We start from the raw sequence: 15,841 nt of genomic DNA, 5'->3' as shown, positions 1-15,841 counted from the left end.
CCGAGCGGTCGCGGCAGTTTGTCGTTATTCAGTGAAAACGGTCTCTCGCCTCTTGCTGATGGCCGGTAGCGCCGACACGACGAGAATGACGAGCGTGAGGGCGAGCAGCGTCAGAGAGACCGGGCGCTCCATGAACGTCCACAGGCTGCCGCGCGAGATGACCATCGCCTGGCGGAGCTTTTCCTCCATGAGCTTGCCGAGGACGAAGCCGAGCAGCAGCGGCGCCGCCTCGAAGCCGAGCTTGATGAGGGTGTAGCCGAACAGCGCGAAGGCCGCCGTCAGCACGACCTCGGTCGGCGAGTTGTTGATCGAGTAGATGCCGATGCAGCAGAAGATGATGATCGCCGGGAACATCAGCCGGTAGGGAACCTGGAGCAGCTTCACCCAGATCCCGATCAGCGGCAGGTTGATGATCAGCAGCATCAGATTGCCGATCCACATCGAGGCGATCATGCCCCAGAAGAGCTCGGGCTGCTTCGTGATGATCTGCGGCCCCGGCACGATACCGTGGATGGTCATGGCGCCGATCATCAGCGCCATCACGGCGTTGGGCGGAATGCCGAGCGTCAGGAGCGGAATGAAGGCCGTCTGCGCGCCGGCGTTGTTCGCGGACTCCGGTCCCGCCACGCCCTCGATGGCACCCTGGCCGAAGCGCGAGGGATCAGCCGCGATCTTCTTCTCGACGGAATAGGACGCGAAGGGACCCAGCACGGCGCCGTTTCCAGGCAGGAAACCGAGCAGCGATCCGATGCCCGTGCCACGCAGGATCGGCGCGAGCGACACCTTGAGGTCCGCCATGTTGGGGAGCAGGCGTCCGATCTCTCCGCTGACGACGGCGCGCGCCTCCTTGTTCTCGAGGTTTCGCAGAATCTCCGCGAACCCGAACATACCCATGGCGATCACGGCGAAATCGATGCCGTCCGCAACCTCCATCCAGCCGAAGGTCAATCGTTCTTCACCGGTCTCGATGTCGGTACCGACGACCGAGAGCAGGATGCCGAGGAGGATCATGGCGATCGCCTTCGGCACCGAGCCGCGCGCAAGGACGACGGCGAACATGAGGCCGAGCACCATGAGCGCGAAGTAGTCGGCCGGGCCGAACATCAGGGCGAGCGTCGTGAGCGGCTTTGCCGCGGCGGCGATGATGACCGTCGCGATCGTGCCGGCGATGAACGAGCCGATTGCCGCGATGCCGAGCGCGATGCCGGCGCGGCCCTGCTTGGCCATCTGATGGCCATCGAGCACGGTGACGACGGCGGTCGCTTCACCCGGGATGTTGACTAGGATCGCGGTCGTCGAGCCGCCGTACTGGGCGCCGTAATAGATGCCCGCGAGCATGATCAGCGCGCCGACGGGATCGAGCCCGAAGGTCAGCGGCAGCAGCATGGCGATGGTCGCAATCGGACCGACGCCCGGCAGCACACCGATGAGCGTGCCGATCAGGCAGCCGAGAAAGCAAAGGCCAGCGTTTTTGAGTGATCCAGCAACGCTGAGGCCGAGCTGAAGATTGGAAATCAGGTCCCACATAGCGCGCCCTCAGTAACCGAGCAGCGGCGGAAGCAGGGGGATCGGCAGGTGCAGCACGACCTTGAAGAGCAGGTAGCAGCCCGCAGTCATGAACGCCGTGAAAATGACGATCTCGAGCGGGCGGGTATCCGGATCCGCCATCGACGAGATGAGCATCGCGAGGGGACCGGCGACGAGGAGACCGAGGGGGCGCACAGTTGCGGCGAAGGCGAGGATGGCGCCGAGAATGAAGATGGTTCCGCGGAGGGAGAAGCCGTCGATGCGCTCGTGATTGCCGAGAAGGCCGATCACCATGAGATAAACGCCGAAGGCAGCGAGGCCGAGGGAAACAGCTTTTGGCAGGAGGCCCGGGCCGACACCCGACATGGATCCCGCATCGAGGGGGAGCGTTCCAAAGTAGCCGACTGCTGCAGACACGATCAGGAACAGGCCGGCGAAGACCTCCCTGTTGAGCCGTGTCCTCGGTGTAGCTCCGCCGGCCGACCGATCGGCCGGGTCTTCAACTGCCATATTCCCTCCCGGTTTTCCCCTTGGTGGCGGCGATGGCGAGAACTGCCACGCGCCTTCTTATTGCGCCGGCGCATCCTAGCGCCGTTGTTCCGGCGCCGTCTACCCGCTGAGGCACAACGAGAAAGTGCTTAGTTTTCCACAGCGAGGAATAAGCCGGGCACGGACGGCTACTGCGTCGGCGGCGGGCTGCCGCGGTAGGCGCTGAGCTTGGCCCGCAGCTCCTGGAGGGCACCGGCGACGGGTGCGAACTCGAAGCGAATGGCATGGCGGCCGGGGCCGACGGCTACGGCGCGGAAGAGGACATTGGCTTTGAGAATGCGCGTTGGCTTGCCGTCGATGCTGGCGAACCACCACGGGTGCCAGATGTCATTCAGGACGACGAAGCCCGGATTGCTCGCGTCGACCTCGATATCGATTGCCGTGTTCTCGTAACGCACGATTCGCACGGTCGGCGCCTTCCATTCTTCCGGGGCATTGGGCACCGGTTCCGGCGGCACGATCGGCCGCTGGTCGAGGAGTACCGTGTAGCGCGGGTCGGCTGCCGGCCAAGCGCCGTCGCGCATGATGCGGGCGAAGTCGGCGATCTGCCAGTTGTAGACGAAGAGGACGCGCGGCAGGGCTTCGGTGTTCTCGTACACGTAGCCGTCCGGCGTCCGCCCCATGAAGCGGAGGTCGGTCGATTTGACGGTGCGGTCGATCCGATCGATCGGAACCGGCGAGACGATGTAGCGAAGGCCGAGCAGGTTGGCGAGGCGGCAGCGGTACGACGGGAAAAGGGGCGTGAAGCGGCGCTGGTTCGGTCCGATGATCGAGTCTTCGGCGCCGACGGCTCGGGTGAAATCGGCGAGGCGCAGCGGATTGTAGCCGAGCGTGTGGTCGAACCCGTGCACCATGGCCGTGTTCGGCCACTCGAAGCCGAGGCCGGCGAGCTCCACGCGGTCGCGCCGCGGCGAGCCGGGCGGCTGCGTGGCGAGCGACTTGATGAGGCGGATGGTCTCGCTCCGCGTATCGGGGTCGAGCATGGTGAACTGCTCGCGCGGCAGCGCGGTCGACTCGTTCGGGCCGTTGTTGAGGGCGAGATCCACCGTCAGGACGGTGGCAAGCGTGGTCACGATCACCCACGATCGTTGCTGGCCAAGGCGCGTAACCAGCAGAAGGACGCCGACGCTCACGGCGAGCCAGGCAAAGCTGATCACCATCGGGCGGAGTGCGACGTCGAGCCTGTTTTGCGAAAGAGCGACGGCGATGGCCGCGGCCGTAAGGGCCAGAAGCAGGTACACCTTGAGATGCAGGCGCGGGCGATCGGGTGCGGCAAGTGCGGTATTCGTCATCCAGCGGTGCACGAGATAGCCGCTCAGGATCGCCAGCAGTCCTCCGACGAGGAACGTGGCATCAGCCGGGCGGCGGAACAGCGAGACCCCGGGGAATACTTCGTAGAGCAGACGGAAGAACGGTGTGTTCGAGCCGAGTGCGTAGAGCGTTATGAAGACGGTGGCGATCGTATAGAAGCGGATCTCACGAGCGAGCAGCAGGCGCCGGGACAAACCCAACCCGAGCAGGAGAGCGATCGGCAGGGCGCCGATATAGAGCTGGCTCATGTTCTGCGAGAGCGTCACCTCATTGGGGTTCCACGTCCAGCTAAAGGGCCCCCAATACTCGACGGCCTTATCGAATGCTCCATAGAGGTCGCTGAACAGCAGCGTCAGTAGCGAGGCCGGGTGCAGCGAGCCCCGCGTCGCCTCGGCGAAAGGAATGCTGGACCGGCTTGACGACATCACGAAGAGAATGGTCATCAGCAACGGCAGCGCAGACAGAACGACGCAAGTAAGACCTGCGGCGAGCAATGGCCGCAGGCTCGCGCGGAGGCGCTGCTTGCGTTCTGCGCCATCGAGCCAGTGATGGAGCACGTAGCCGATCAGGATGAGGCCCCCGAGATAGGCCACCTGATCCGGCTCGACGATCATCAGCGCCATGGCCGCGCCCGCGGCGATGCCCCACCGGGCCGACCTGCGATCGAGCGCGCGCACGAGGAGCCAGAGGGCCAGCGCAAAGCAGGCAAAGGACTGGATCTGCCCGACATGCTGGACACGCCACGCGGCAGAGGCGCCGAAAGCGAAGGCGAGCGCGGCGACGATGGCGCCGGCCGGGTGCCAGCCGCGATCGCGGAACAGGAGCAGGATCGAGAAGCCGCCGAGCGCGAGCAGGCCGAAGGTGTAGCCGTCGACGAGCTGGAAGCTCGGCGAAGGATCCAGCAAGGCGAGCAGGACGGCCGGCGAGATGACGAGGCTCTGCGGATCGGCAATCTGCGGCGAGCCGGCAAAGATGTGCGGGTTCCAGAAGGGCGATTGCCCCGTGTGGATAGCATTGGCGAGGAACTGCACCTGGGCCTGGAAGTGGGCCTTGGCGTCATAGGGGATGGCGTAGTTGCCGAGCAGCCATGGAGCGCACAGCACCAACCAGCCCGCGGCGAGCGCGAGCGCAGCAATCCCGTAGCCGGACGTCGCCGAATTGGTCTTCACGGAGGTTACACCGCAGGAAGCGGAGCAAAGGGCTGGAAGAGAGAGCCGGAAAAGTAGGCAGAATCGCGGTGGCCGGCAATCCCCGATCGTAGGGCCCGTCGGCAGGCAGGGGGCGGCGGGGGCGATGCGTCCCCGAGGGGTTGCCATGTCGTGAGGTGATAGCGCTGGCCGAGCCAAATGCGGTTAGAGTGCGCCCGCAAGACCGAGGAACGCCCAGGAGCCGACATGCCGACCGAAGCCACGCCCCCGACGCTGCGTACCCTGATCGAGGGCGGCATTTGCACGATCGTTGCCGACAATCCCGCCCGGCTGAACGCATACACGCGCGACATGTGGGAAGCCCTGCCGCGACTTATCCGTGAGGCGGAGGCCGATCCGGCCGTGCGTGTGATCGTGCTGCGCGGTGCCGGCACCAAGGCATTCTCCGCAGGCGCCGATATCTCGGAGTTCGAGGGCAACCGGACGGGCGCGGAAGCGCGGCGCTACGACGAGATCAATCACGAGGCCTTCGAGGCGGTCGGGCGGGCGAAGAAGCCCACGATTGCCATGGTGCACGGCTACTGCTTCGGCGGTGGCTGCGAGCTCGCCATCTGCTGCGACATGCGCTGGGTTGCCGAGGACGCGATCTTCTCGATTCCGGCGGCCAAGCTCTCGATCGGCTACAACCCGCGCTGGATCAGGCCGATGCTGGCGGTTATGTCCGCGGCCAAGGCCAAGGAGATGCTCTTCACGGGGCGGCGCTACTCGGCAGCCGAGGCGCTCGCCATGGGAGTGGCCAATGCGGTTGTTCCGGCGGCCGAGCTCGAGGCGGCCACGCGAAAGGTCGCCGAGGAAATGGCGATCAATGCCCCGCTCTCCATCCGGGCCGCCAAGGAATCCATCGACGAGCTGTTCGCGCACCCGGAGAACCCGGACCTCGCCCGCCTCGACCACTTCGTCGAAGCCTGCTTCGAGAGCGAGGACTATGCCGAGGGCCGGCGCGCCTTCATGGAAAAGCGCAAGCCGCAGTTCAGGGGCCGCTGAGCACAGCGAACCGCTCAAGGAATGCCTGTTGGGCAACGGCGACCGGCGACGGCTCGAGGCGTGATAGCAGCGCTGCGAGATCGGGCGGGACGGCTGGAATGCCAAAGTAGCGGTCGGCCTCTGCCTTGGAGAAGCCGGCGAGCAGCGTCGCCTCGTAGTAGGCGGCAATGCGGTCGGCCTGTTTGATTGCGGCCGTGATCTCGGCGGGGAGCTCTCTCGGCAATCCGAAGCGTTCGTGAATGGCGCCGAGCAGTCGGTTCTCGATGCTCTTGTAGTCGAAGCCGATTGCCGCCTTGAATGGGCTGATCAGGTCGCCGATCACGTACTCGGGCGCATCGTGGAGCAGGGCTGCGAGCTGCCACCGCATTTCCCACTCGGGATTGAGAGCGCAGGTAATCTGCTCGACCACGACGGCGTGCTCGGCAACCGAGAAGGCGTGATCGCCGCGCGTCTGGCCGTTCCAGCGCGCCACGCGCGCAAGGCCATGGGCGATGTCCTCGATGGCGATGTCGTCCGGCGAGGGCGCAAGCAGATCGAGGCGGCGGCCGGACAGCATCCGCTGCCACGCGCGCGGCTTGTCGTCGATGTGCGGCGCGCCGCTCATTTCTTCGGTGCCTTGAACTTGCGCTGCAGCTCGGCGCAGGGACCGTACCGGTGGCAGTCGACGACGTGGTCGTTCACGAAGCCCGAAGACTGCATGAAGGCATAGACGGTCGTCGGGCCAACGAAGCGGAATCCCTCCTTCTTGAGTGCCTTGGAGATGGCCTTGGACTCGGGGCTCTCGGGCGGGATGTCGCGCATGGTGCGCCGCTCGTGGATCTGCGGTTTTCCATCGAGGAAGTCCCAGAGGAATTTGGCGAGACTCGTGCGCTCTCTGATGCGCAGGTAGGCCTGCGCATTCTCGATCGTCGCCTCGATCTTCGCCTTGTTGCGGATGATGCCCGCATCGCCCATGAGTCGCTCGACGTCACGCGCCCCGAAACGCGCAATGCGCTCGGCATCGAAGGCGTGGAAGGCCTTGCGGAAGTTCTCGCGTTTCCGAAGGATCGTCAGCCAGGAGAGGCCGGCCTGGAAGCCCTCGAGGATCAGCTTTTCGAAGAGCGCGCCGTCATCGGACTTCGGCACGCCCCACTCCTCGTCGTGGTAGCGTGTGTACTCGGTATCGGAAATGCCGACCCAGCCACAGCGGACGAGTTCTGCTTTTGTCATGGTGCGGAGGCCCTCGCGGCAGCGCTCGCGCGGTAGCGATCGAGCGCTGCGGTATCGACGACGATCGTCGCTGCGCCGGCAGTCAGCGGCTCGCCTTTGTCCGCGGCCTCGGCAGCACGATCGATCCTGAGAAGGGCGAGCCCGTGCGGGCCGGCGACAGAGCCGACGGTGCCGATGACCGCCGCACCGATTTTGATTTCGGCACCCGTCGTCAGTGGCTCCGGCCCGGTGACGAGCGTCACGCGCTTGCGCACGACCGTCTTGTTCTGCATGCGCGCAACGACCTCCTGGCCGACGAAGCAGCCCTTGGTGAAGGACACGCCATGCAGCCGGTCGTAGTTCGCTTCATGCGGGAATGTATCGCCGAGCGCATAGTCGAAGCCACCTTCGGCGACACCAAGCGCGACGCGGCGCTCGTGATAGAGCGCTTCCGGTACAACCTGGCCCGGGAGGCTCTTGAGCTTCGCGCGCGGGACGATGAGCCGCCAGCCGAGGTCAGCATTGCGCGGGTCAGCATAGCACCAGCCATCCTCGATGGACGGCGCCTCCGGTCCCCACGCCGCTGCGACGCCATAGTCCGGCGAGACGTCGGCGAGCGTGATCTTCGCGCGCAGCTTATACATCGTGAGGCGCTTGAGGAGGTCCGCAGCGCGATCGGCGCGCGTATCGAGCAGAAAGCCCTCTTCGGTTCTCAGCGCGAAGAACTCGAAAAGGATCTTCCCCTGCGGCGTCAGCAGACCGGCGAAACGCGCCTCCCCGACACGGATGCCCGAAAGGTCGTTCGTGACGATATTGTCAAGGAAGTCGGCGGCATCGGTGCCCGACAGCGACACGACGCCGCGATCGGGGAGCAGCGCGACAACAGTGGTGCTCATTTCATTGCAACTCCCGCTCTGCGGGGCCTACCGCGCGATATCGGGCGGCTGGCGCACCCCACTCTTCTGCGGTATCTCGCGCCCGGGGGAAGCCGCGTTCCTGGAGGCCGTCATGGCAGATCACTTCGACCTTATCCTCAAGGGAGGAACCGTCGTCAATCATGACGGCGAGGGCGTCCGCGACATTGGCGTCGTGGGGGGGCGCATTGCGGCGATTGGCGATCTCTCGGGGGGGAGGGCGGCCGAGGTCATTGATGCCAAGGGGCTCCACGTCCTTCCAGGTGTGATCGACACCCAGGTCCACTTCCGCGAGCCCGGCCTCGAGCACAAGGAAGACCTCGCGACGGGTAGTCTCGCGGCGGTCAGTGGTGGTGTCACCGCCGTCTTCGAGATGCCCAATACGAAGCCGCTGACGACGACGGAGGAAACGCTTGCCGACAAGGTTTCGCGGGCACGGGGGCGTATGCACTGCGATTTCGCCTTCTACGTCGGCGGAACACGGGAGAACGTGCCCAATATCCCGCATCTGGAGCATCTCGAGGGCTCGGCCGGTATCAAGGTGTTCATGGGGGCCTCCACCGGCGACCTGCTGATCGAGGACGAGGCGACGCTCGAGCGCGTGATCGCAGGGATCTCGCGGCGGGCGGCCTTCCATGCCGAGGATGAGGCACGGCTCAGGGAGCGCGCAGGCCTCCGCCGGCCGAACGATCCGTCATCGCATCCCGTGTGGCGGGACGAGGTGGCGGCCATGATGGCGACGGACCGCCTCGTGCGCCTTGCCGAGCGCTATCACAAGCGGGTCCACGTGCTGCACGTCTCGACGGCGGAGGAGATGGCTCACCTCGGCGAGCACAAGGCCTGGGCAAGCGTCGAGGTCACGCCGCACCACCTCACGCTCATGGCGCCGGACTGCTACGAGCGGCTTGGCACCTACGCTCAGATGAACCCGCCGGTGCGCGATGGCCGGCACCTGCAGGCGCTCTGGGCGGGCATTGCCGACGGCACGGTCGACGTCCTCGGCTCGGATCATGCCCCCCACACGCGCGAGGAGAAGGACCACCACTACCCCGAGAGCCACTCGGGCATGACGGGCGTGCAGACGCTGGTCCCGGTCATGCTGGACCACGTCAATGCCGGCCGTCTGACGCTACAACGTTTCGTTGATCTGACGAGCCACGGCCCGGCGCGGCTGTTCGGGATCGTCGGCAAGGGCCGCATTGCGGTCGGCTATGACGCCGATCTGACGGTCGTCGATCTCAAGCGGACGATGACGATCACCAACGACTGGATCAAGTCGCGTTGTGGGTGGACGCCCTATGACGGTGGCAACGTGCGCGGGTGGCCTGTCGGCACGTTCGTGCGCGGTCATGCGGTCATGTGGGATGGCGAGATTCTGACCCCCTCGATCGGCGAGCCGGTGCGCTTCTACGAAGGCGGATAGTCAGCGCGCGACCTGCGACCGATTAACCAATAGGATAAACAAGACCTTAACATCGCCCCAAGTTGCCCCTACCCCTGGTTACGTCAGCGGGGGCTGCACACGCACGGACCAAGCAGATCGGCAGCGGACCGGTCTGCACCCCACGGTCCGTCGCCACAGGGGAGTACGCAAGCAATGCGTGCATTCATCGAGAACTGCCGCCGTATGGCGGCGGTCGCGGGCACAGTCGTGCTCGGCGTTTGGATCATTTCCGCTCTATCGGTCCGTCCGGCTTCCGCGGACGAAAACTACCAGTTCCCGGGGCGAGCCTCGTCTGAAGGCGTCCGCACCGGCGGAGCCAAGAAAATGCGTCTCGGCGCCTACGATCGCAAGGAGCGGCGCGAGAGCTTGAGCGGCGGCAGCCGATCTATTTCGCGCGCCAAGACCTCGAAGACGAGGACCGCCAAGTCGAGGAGCAAGACAAGGAAAGCGAGCACGGCCAGGCGCAGCCGCGGCATTCAAGTCGCGAGCCTCGGCGATACCTACGTGCCGAAGCCCGAAGTCGGGACGAACCTTGCCGGCGGCGGCGTGAAGTGGGTCGCCAACTCGGGGTGTCTGAATGCAAGCCTGCGGTCGGTCATCCATCAAGTTGCGAGCGCGTTCGGTCCGGTCACCGTGAATTCGACCTGCCGCAGCCGCAGGCATAATGCGCGTGTGGGCGGTGCGCATCATTCGCACCACCTCTCCGGCAATGCCGTCGACTTCAGGGTGCATGGGCGAAACAACCGTGCGGTGTTCGCCTTCCTGCGCAGCCACGGATCGGTCGGTGGGCTCAAGCTCTATCGCGGCGGCTACTTCCACATCGATACGGGCTCACGCCGCTCCTGGTAGGAGCTAAGGTGCTGCCAGGCGGCGCTGATCTGCTTGGCAGATGCCAATCATATGCTACGTTGCGCTCATGACCGGACGGGCCCGGGGGCCCGCCCGGCACAACTGTTTGTGCACACCCAAAAAATGGGGGGAGGCCACTGTGTCTCTCTCGTGGCGGAGGGAATACCTGATGAGACGATCCAAGACATTTCTGACGGCCGTTGCAGCGGCGGGCCTGGCTCTCGCTGCGCCGATTTCGGCATCGGCCAAAGATCTCAGGATGGCGCTCTCTGCCGAGCCGTCGGCTATGGATCCGCATTTCCACAATCTGACGCCGAACAACGCGCTCACGTCGCACGTCTTCGAGCGCCTCGTCCATTTCGACGAGAAGCAGACGCCAATTCCTGGCCTCGCCACGAGCTGGAAAACCATCGACGACAAAACCTGGGAGTTCAAACTCCGGACCGGCGTCAAGTGGCATGACGGCTCGCCCTTCACGGCTGACGATGTGCTCTTCACCATGGGGCGGGCGCCGAACGTCGAGAACAGCCCCGGCAGCTTCGCGCTCTACGTGCGCGGCAAAACCTTCACCAAGGTCGACGACCACACGGTTCGCGTGACGACGAAAGAGCCGTATCCCCTCATGCCGAACGACTTGGCGACGATCGCGATCATCTCGCAGAAGGCCGCGACGGGCGCCAAGACCGACGATTTCAACTCGGGCAAAGCCGCGATCGGAACGGGGCCCTTCAAGTTCTCGGAGTTCGTGAAGGGCGATCGCTATGTCGTCGTGCGCAATGACGACTATTGGGGCACCAAGCCCACGTGGTCCAAGGTGATCATCCGCCCGATCAAGACCGGCCCGGCGCGCGTTGCGGCGCTGCTTGCCGGCGACGTCGACGTGATCGAGGAAGTACCGACGACGGATATCGCGCGGCTGCAGGGCGATGCGAAAGTCTCGCTCGGCCAGGGCCTGTCGAACCGCGTCATCTTCTTCCATATGGACCAATGGCGTGACGAGACGCCGTTCATCACGGCCAACGACGGCTCGAAGATCAAGAATCCGCTGAAGGACGTGCGCGTCCGCAAGGCGCTCTCGAAGGCCATCAATCGTCCGGCGATCGTCGATCGTCTCATGGAGAAGGCCGCCGTGCCGGCGTCGCAGTTCCTGGCTGATGGCTTCTTCGGCGTCTCGAAGAAGCTGAAGCCCGAAGCCTTCGACCCGGATGGAGCGAAGAAGCTGCTCGCGGAAGCCGGCTTCCCGAATGGTTTCAAGATGACGCTGCACGGTCCGAACGGCCGCTACATCAATGATGCACGCATGGCCGAGGCCGTCGCGCAGATGTTCACGCGCATCGGCGTAGAGACCAAGGTGGAGACCATGCCGCCGGCCGTCTTCTTCAACCGCGCGTCGGCAGGTGCCGGTGGCAACCCCGAGTTCAGCTTCATCCTTGTTGGCTGGGGCTCGGGCACGGGTGAGGTGTCCTCGCCGCTGAAGTCGCTGGTCGCCACTTTCGACAAGACCAAGGGTATGGGCACGGCCAACCGCGGCCGCTACTCCAATCCAGTCCTCGACAAGGCGATCGACGAGGCGCTTGCGACGGTCGACGATGCCAAGCGGGCGGAGATGCTCGCCAAGGCGAGCGAGATCGCCATCGAGGACGTTGGCGTCATCGTCAGCCACTATCAGCTCAATACCTGGGCGACGCGGAAAGGGCTGAAGTACACGCCGCGCACCGACGAGTACACGATCGCGACGAGCGTGAGCGAGCAGTAAGGCTGCGCGTAGCGCACGCCGTCCCCGCTTGAGTGCGGGGGCGGTGTCATCTCTATTCGGAGCCTCGTGTGATGATCGAGAAATTCACCACATCTCGGGACGCCGGCATCGAGGTGGGGCGAACTTCGGCATCGGGACACTAGCTTGACCGCGTACATCATCCGCCGCCTCATGCAGAGTGCTGCCGTCGTGCTGGCGATGTCGATCATCGTCTTCCTCGGTTTGCACGTCGTCGGCGATCCGATCTATCTGCTGATAGATCCTCAGGCCGATCAGGCCGAGATCGAGCGCACGATCCGGCGCCTCGGCCTCGACCAGCCGATCTACATCCAGTACTTCAACTTTATCGGGAACGCGCTGACCGGAAATCTCGGCACGTCCTTCGTCCACGGCACATCTGCGCTGAAGCTGATCGTCGATCGTATGCCGGCGACGCTCGAGATCGCGATTGCCGCGACGCTGATGTCGATCTTCATCGGCATTCCCCTCGGCCTCTATGCCGGCCTCAAGCCCGACGGCTTCATCTCGAAGTCGATCATGGCGACGTCGATCCTCGGCTTCTCGCTGCCGACCTTCTGGGTCGGCATCATGATGATCATGGTGTTCGCCGTCATGCTCGGCTGGCTGCCCTCGACCGGGCGCGGGCCGACGGCCACCTTCCTCGGCATTACATCGAGCCTCTTCACGATCGACGGCCTGCGCCACATAGCCATGCCGGCGCTCAACCTCGCGCTGCTCAAGATCAGCCTCGTGATCCGCCTGACACGCGCCGGTACGCGCGAGGCCATCCACCAGGACTACATAAAGTTCGCCCGCGCCAAGGGCATCTCGACGAGCCGCATTGTCGGTGTGCACCTCCTGAAGAACATCATGATCCCGGTCGTGACCGTGCTCGGCCTCGAGTTCGGCAATCTGGTCGCCTTTTCGGTCGTCACCGAGACGATCTTCGCCTGGCCGGGCATGGGCAAGCTGTTGATCGATTCCATCCAGAGCCTCGATCGGCCCGTGATCGTCGCCTACCTCATCATTATCGTGCTGCTGTTCGTCATCATCAATCTGGTGGTGGACATCCTCTATTCGATCTTGGATCCGAGGGTACGCATCGGGGAGAAATCCGCATGAGCGTGACCGATGCAGGCGCCGTGAATGCCACCGTCCGCCGCCCCGCAGCGCAGACGCCGTTCCAGAGGTTCGTCGCCGACTATACCGAGAGCAGGCTCGCCACTATCGCCTTCATCCTGCTCATCGCGACCATGGTGCTGGCGCTGATCGCGCCCTGGATCGTGCCGCAGAACCCCTACGACCTCGCTCAGGTCGACATCATGGACAGCCGCCTCAAGCCCGGCACACCGGCGTCGAGCGGCAAGTACACACATTGGCTCGGCACGGACGGTGCCGGCCGTGATCTCGTGAGCGCCATGCTCTATGGCCTGCGTATCTCGCTCGCCGTGGGTGTCATGTCGGGTCTCATTGCCATGGCGCTGGGCGCAGCCATCGGGCTTGTCGCGGCCTATGTCGGCGGCCGCACCGAGAGCCTCATCATGCGCATCGTCGACCTGCAGCTCTCGTTTCCCGCGATCCTCGTTGCACTCATGCTGATCGCTATCCTCGGCAAGGGCGTCGACAAGATCATCATCGCGCTTGTCACCGTGCAATGGGCCTACTACGCGCGCACGGTGCGCGGCTCGGCGCTCGTCGAGAGCCGCAAGGAGTACGTGGAAGCCGCGCGCTGCCTCGGGCTTTCGAATGCGCGCATTCTCTTCGGCCACATCCTGCCGAACTGCCTCCCGCCCCTCATCGTCGTCGTGACGGTGCAGACCGCGCACGCGATCTCGCTCGAAGCCACACTCTCCTTTCTCGGCGTCGGTCTTCCGCAGACCGAGCCCTCGCTCGGCCTGCTCATCTCGAATGGCTTCCAGTACATGCTTTCGGGTGAGTACTGGATCAGCTTCTTTCCCGGTCTCGTGCTGCTGATGACGATCGTCGTGATCAATCTTGTCGGCGATCAGCTTCGCGATGTCCTCAATCCGAGGCTCAGCAAATGACGGGGCCTGATCAGGGGGCAACAGAGCCGACGCTCGCCGTCGACGGGCTCAAGACCCACTTCTTCACCAAGGCCGGCGTGGTCAAGGCCGTAGATGGCGTGTCGCTGCACGTCAATCCGGGCGAGATCCTCGGCCTCGTCGGCGAGTCGGGCTCGGGGAAGTCGATCACCGGCTTCTCGATCCTCGGCCTCATCGATCCGCCGGGGCGCATCGTCGAGGGCTCGATCCGCTACAAGGGCCGCGAGCTCACGACAGCAAGCTACGAGGAGCTGAGATCGCTTCGCGGTGATCGCATTGCGATGATCTTCCAGGACCCGATGATGACGCTCAATCCGGTCCTGCGCGTCGACACGCAGATGATCGAGACCGTGCGCGTGCATCATCGCGTGAGCAAGGCTGAGGCGCGCGAGCGCGCACGGGCGGCGCTTGCCGAGGTCGGCATTCCCTCGCCGGAAAGCCGCCTCAAGAACTATCCGCACGAGCTGTCGGGTGGTATGCGCCAGCGCGTGGCGATCGCCATCGCCTTCATCAACAAGCCCGATCTCATCATCGCCGACGAGCCGACGACCGCGCTCGACGTGACCATCCAGGCGCAGATCCTCGCCGAGGCCCAGGCACTGTGCGCCCGCACCGGCACGGCCATGATCTGGATCACGCACGATCTCGCTGTCGTCTCCTCGCTGGCCGATCGCATCGCGGTCATGTACGCCGGCCGCGTCGTCGAGACGGGCCGGACAGCCGACGTCGTGAACGCGCCGCGCCACCCGTACACGCGGGGCCTCATCAACTCCGTGCCGAGCCACAATGCGCGCGGCAGCCGCCTTGCCCAGATCCCCGGCATGACGCCGTCGCTGATGAACCTCCCGAAGGGCTGCGCCTTCCGCACGCGCTGCTCGCAGGCCATTGATGCCTGCCTCGAAGCACCGCCGATCCGCGAGATCGGACCGGGGCGCGAAGTGCGCTGCTTCAATCCCGTCGCTGTCGCTCAATCCGCCACGGTGGAGGCCACGCCATGAGCGGAGAGGCCCTCGTCAGCGCGCGCGGTCTGTCGAAGCGCTTCGTGAAGAAGCCGGATCTCGCGGGGCGCATCGCCGGTCATCTCGGTGCGGAGGTGCGCGAGGAGACGGTGCACGCCGTCGATCACGTCGATCTCGAGATCAAGAAAGGCGAGGTCGTCGGGCTGGTCGGCGAGTCCGGCTGCGGGAAGTCGACGCTCGGCCGCATGATCGCGGGCCTGCTCACGCCGACCGAGGGCGAGGTGCGCTTCAAGGGCAAGCTGCGCGATGCGCTTTCCAGTGCCGAAGCGCATGCCGCACGCCTCGCCATCCAGATGATCTTCCAGGATCCGTTCGCCTCGCTCAATCCGCGCGCGCGCGTCGAGTCGATCGTCGGCGAGGCGCCGGTCGTGCATGGCATCACGACGCGCAGCGGCATGGCTTCTTACGTGGATGATATGCTGCGCCGTGTCGGTCTCGATCCCGAGTTCAAGCGGCGCTATCCGCACCAGTTCTCGGGCGGACAGCGCAGCCGCATCGGCATTGCGCGCGCGCTGGCCGTCAACCCCGAGTTCCTCGTCTGCGATGAGGCGATAGCTGCGCTCGACGTGTCCATCCAGGCCCAGATCATCAACCTGTTCATGGATCTGAGGTCCGAGTTCGATCTGACATACCTCTTCATCAGCCACGATCTCGGCGTCGTCCAGCACATCACGGACCGGGTCGTGATCATGTATCTCGGCCGGGTGGTCGAGGCGGCCTCGACCGACGTGCTGTTCAACGGCCCAAACCACCCCTATGCCCAGGCGCTCCTGGCGGAAGTCCCGCGCATTTCCACGAGCAAGCGGACATTTCATCCGATCAAGGGCGAAATTCCTTCCCCGCTCGACCCGCCGAGCGGCTGCCACTTCCATCCCCGCTGCCCCCACGCCTTCGACCGCTGTCGCAATGAAGTGCCAGTGCTCAAGGAAATTGCACCGGGGCGCATTTCCGCCTGTCATCTAAACGACGGCTAGAGTGTTATGCTCGCCGGGCGGCTGCGGGGTGGGGCCTCGCGGTGCGAGCCGGCGC

General features: G+C 64.9%; 14 protein-coding genes. 8 read left to right on the top strand and 6 right to left on the bottom strand.

Features of this window, described 5'->3' with window-relative positions:
* Positions 1 to 24: 24 nt before the first annotated feature.
* From CS1BSM3_RS02825 to CS1BSM3_RS02815, 3 genes are all read right to left on the bottom strand, one after another.
* Positions 25 to 1,527 carry a tripartite tricarboxylate transporter permease gene (locus tag CS1BSM3_RS02825; RefSeq protein WP_072385450.1) on the bottom strand — a complete coding sequence of 501 codons (1,503 nt, stop codon included), beginning with the start codon at positions 1,525 to 1,527 and terminating at the stop codon, positions 25 to 27.
* A gap of 9 nt (positions 1,528 to 1,536) precedes the next feature.
* Positions 1,537 to 2,037: a tripartite tricarboxylate transporter TctB family protein gene (locus CS1BSM3_RS02820; RefSeq protein WP_083528184.1), complete on the bottom strand. Its 501-nt coding sequence runs from the start codon at positions 2,035 to 2,037 to the stop codon at positions 1,537 to 1,539.
* Between the two features lie 167 nt (positions 2,038 to 2,204).
* Positions 2,205 to 4,556: a glycosyltransferase family protein gene (locus CS1BSM3_RS02815; RefSeq protein ID WP_072385449.1), complete on the bottom strand. Its 2,352-nt coding sequence runs from the start codon at positions 4,554 to 4,556 to the stop codon at positions 2,205 to 2,207.
* Positions 4,557 to 4,781: 225 nt separating this feature from the next.
* On the opposite strand from CS1BSM3_RS02815, the gene CS1BSM3_RS02810 reads away from it, so the two are divergent.
* Positions 4,782 to 5,579 carry an enoyl-CoA hydratase gene (locus CS1BSM3_RS02810; RefSeq protein WP_072385448.1) on the top strand — a complete coding sequence of 266 codons (798 nt, stop codon included), beginning with the start codon at positions 4,782 to 4,784 and terminating at the stop codon, positions 5,577 to 5,579.
* On the opposite strand, the gene CS1BSM3_RS02805 is transcribed toward CS1BSM3_RS02810, so the two are convergent.
* The 3 genes from CS1BSM3_RS02805 to CS1BSM3_RS02795 are packed head-to-tail and all read right to left on the bottom strand — an operon-like array spanning position 5,566 to position 7,663.
* On the bottom strand, positions 5,566 to 6,183 hold the full coding sequence (locus CS1BSM3_RS02805) for a YfbR-like 5'-deoxynucleotidase (protein ID WP_072385447.1): 618 nt from the start codon (positions 6,181 to 6,183) through the stop codon (positions 5,566 to 5,568). The genes CS1BSM3_RS02810 and CS1BSM3_RS02805 overlap by 14 nt on opposite strands.
* Positions 6,180 to 6,788 (bottom strand): DNA-3-methyladenine glycosylase I, encoded by a 609-nt coding sequence (locus CS1BSM3_RS02800; RefSeq protein ID WP_072385446.1) that lies wholly within the window; start codon positions 6,786 to 6,788, stop codon positions 6,180 to 6,182. Before CS1BSM3_RS02800 ends, CS1BSM3_RS02805 begins: the two co-directional genes overlap by 4 nt.
* Positions 6,785 to 7,663, bottom strand: a complete 879-nt coding sequence (locus tag CS1BSM3_RS02795) for a CAF17-like 4Fe-4S cluster assembly/insertion protein YgfZ (protein WP_072385445.1) — start codon at positions 7,661 to 7,663, stop codon at positions 6,785 to 6,787. The genes CS1BSM3_RS02800 and CS1BSM3_RS02795 overlap by 4 nt, the downstream gene beginning before the upstream one ends.
* A gap of 112 nt (positions 7,664 to 7,775) precedes the next feature.
* Here CS1BSM3_RS02795 and CS1BSM3_RS02790 point away from each other — a divergent pair, with 112 nt between their 5' ends.
* The 7 genes from CS1BSM3_RS02790 to CS1BSM3_RS02760 all read left to right on the top strand — a co-directional run bounded on the left by CS1BSM3_RS02790 (position 7,776) and on the right by CS1BSM3_RS02760 (position 15,786).
* A complete protein-coding gene (locus CS1BSM3_RS02790) occupies positions 7,776 to 9,104 on the top strand; it encodes a dihydroorotase (protein WP_072385444.1) in 1,329 nt (442 codons plus the stop codon).
* 174 nt (positions 9,105 to 9,278) lie between these two features.
* A complete protein-coding gene (locus CS1BSM3_RS02785) occupies positions 9,279 to 9,974 on the top strand; it encodes a YcbK family protein (RefSeq protein WP_072385443.1) in 696 nt (231 codons plus the stop codon).
* A gap of 169 nt (positions 9,975 to 10,143) precedes the next feature.
* The gene (locus tag CS1BSM3_RS02780; RefSeq protein WP_072385442.1) at positions 10,144 to 11,730 is read left to right on the top strand and encodes an ABC transporter substrate-binding protein; all 1,587 of its coding nucleotides are present in this window, start codon (positions 10,144 to 10,146) and stop codon (positions 11,728 to 11,730) included.
* Positions 11,731 to 11,874: 144 nt separating this feature from the next.
* The gene (locus tag CS1BSM3_RS02775) at positions 11,875 to 12,852 is read left to right on the top strand and encodes an ABC transporter permease (RefSeq protein WP_143149053.1); all 978 of its coding nucleotides are present in this window, start codon (positions 11,875 to 11,877) and stop codon (positions 12,850 to 12,852) included.
* On the top strand, positions 12,849 to 13,775 hold the full coding sequence (locus CS1BSM3_RS02770; RefSeq protein WP_072385441.1) for an ABC transporter permease: 927 nt from the start codon (positions 12,849 to 12,851) through the stop codon (positions 13,773 to 13,775). Before CS1BSM3_RS02775 ends, CS1BSM3_RS02770 begins: the two co-directional genes overlap by 4 nt.
* Positions 13,772 to 14,791, top strand: coding sequence for an ABC transporter ATP-binding protein (locus tag CS1BSM3_RS02765; RefSeq protein WP_072385440.1), 1,020 nt, complete (start codon positions 13,772 to 13,774; stop codon positions 14,789 to 14,791). The genes CS1BSM3_RS02770 and CS1BSM3_RS02765 overlap by 4 nt, the downstream gene beginning before the upstream one ends.
* A complete protein-coding gene (locus tag CS1BSM3_RS02760; protein WP_072385439.1) occupies positions 14,788 to 15,786 on the top strand; it encodes an ABC transporter ATP-binding protein in 999 nt (332 codons plus the stop codon). Before CS1BSM3_RS02765 ends, CS1BSM3_RS02760 begins: the two co-directional genes overlap by 4 nt.
* The last annotated feature ends 55 nt before the right edge of the window (positions 15,787 to 15,841 follow it).

Source organism: Hyphomicrobium sp. CS1BSMeth3, from assembly GCF_900117415.1.
Taxonomy (GTDB): Bacteria; Pseudomonadota; Alphaproteobacteria; order Rhizobiales; family Hyphomicrobiaceae.
This window is presented reverse-complemented; position numbering and strand designations above follow the sequence as displayed.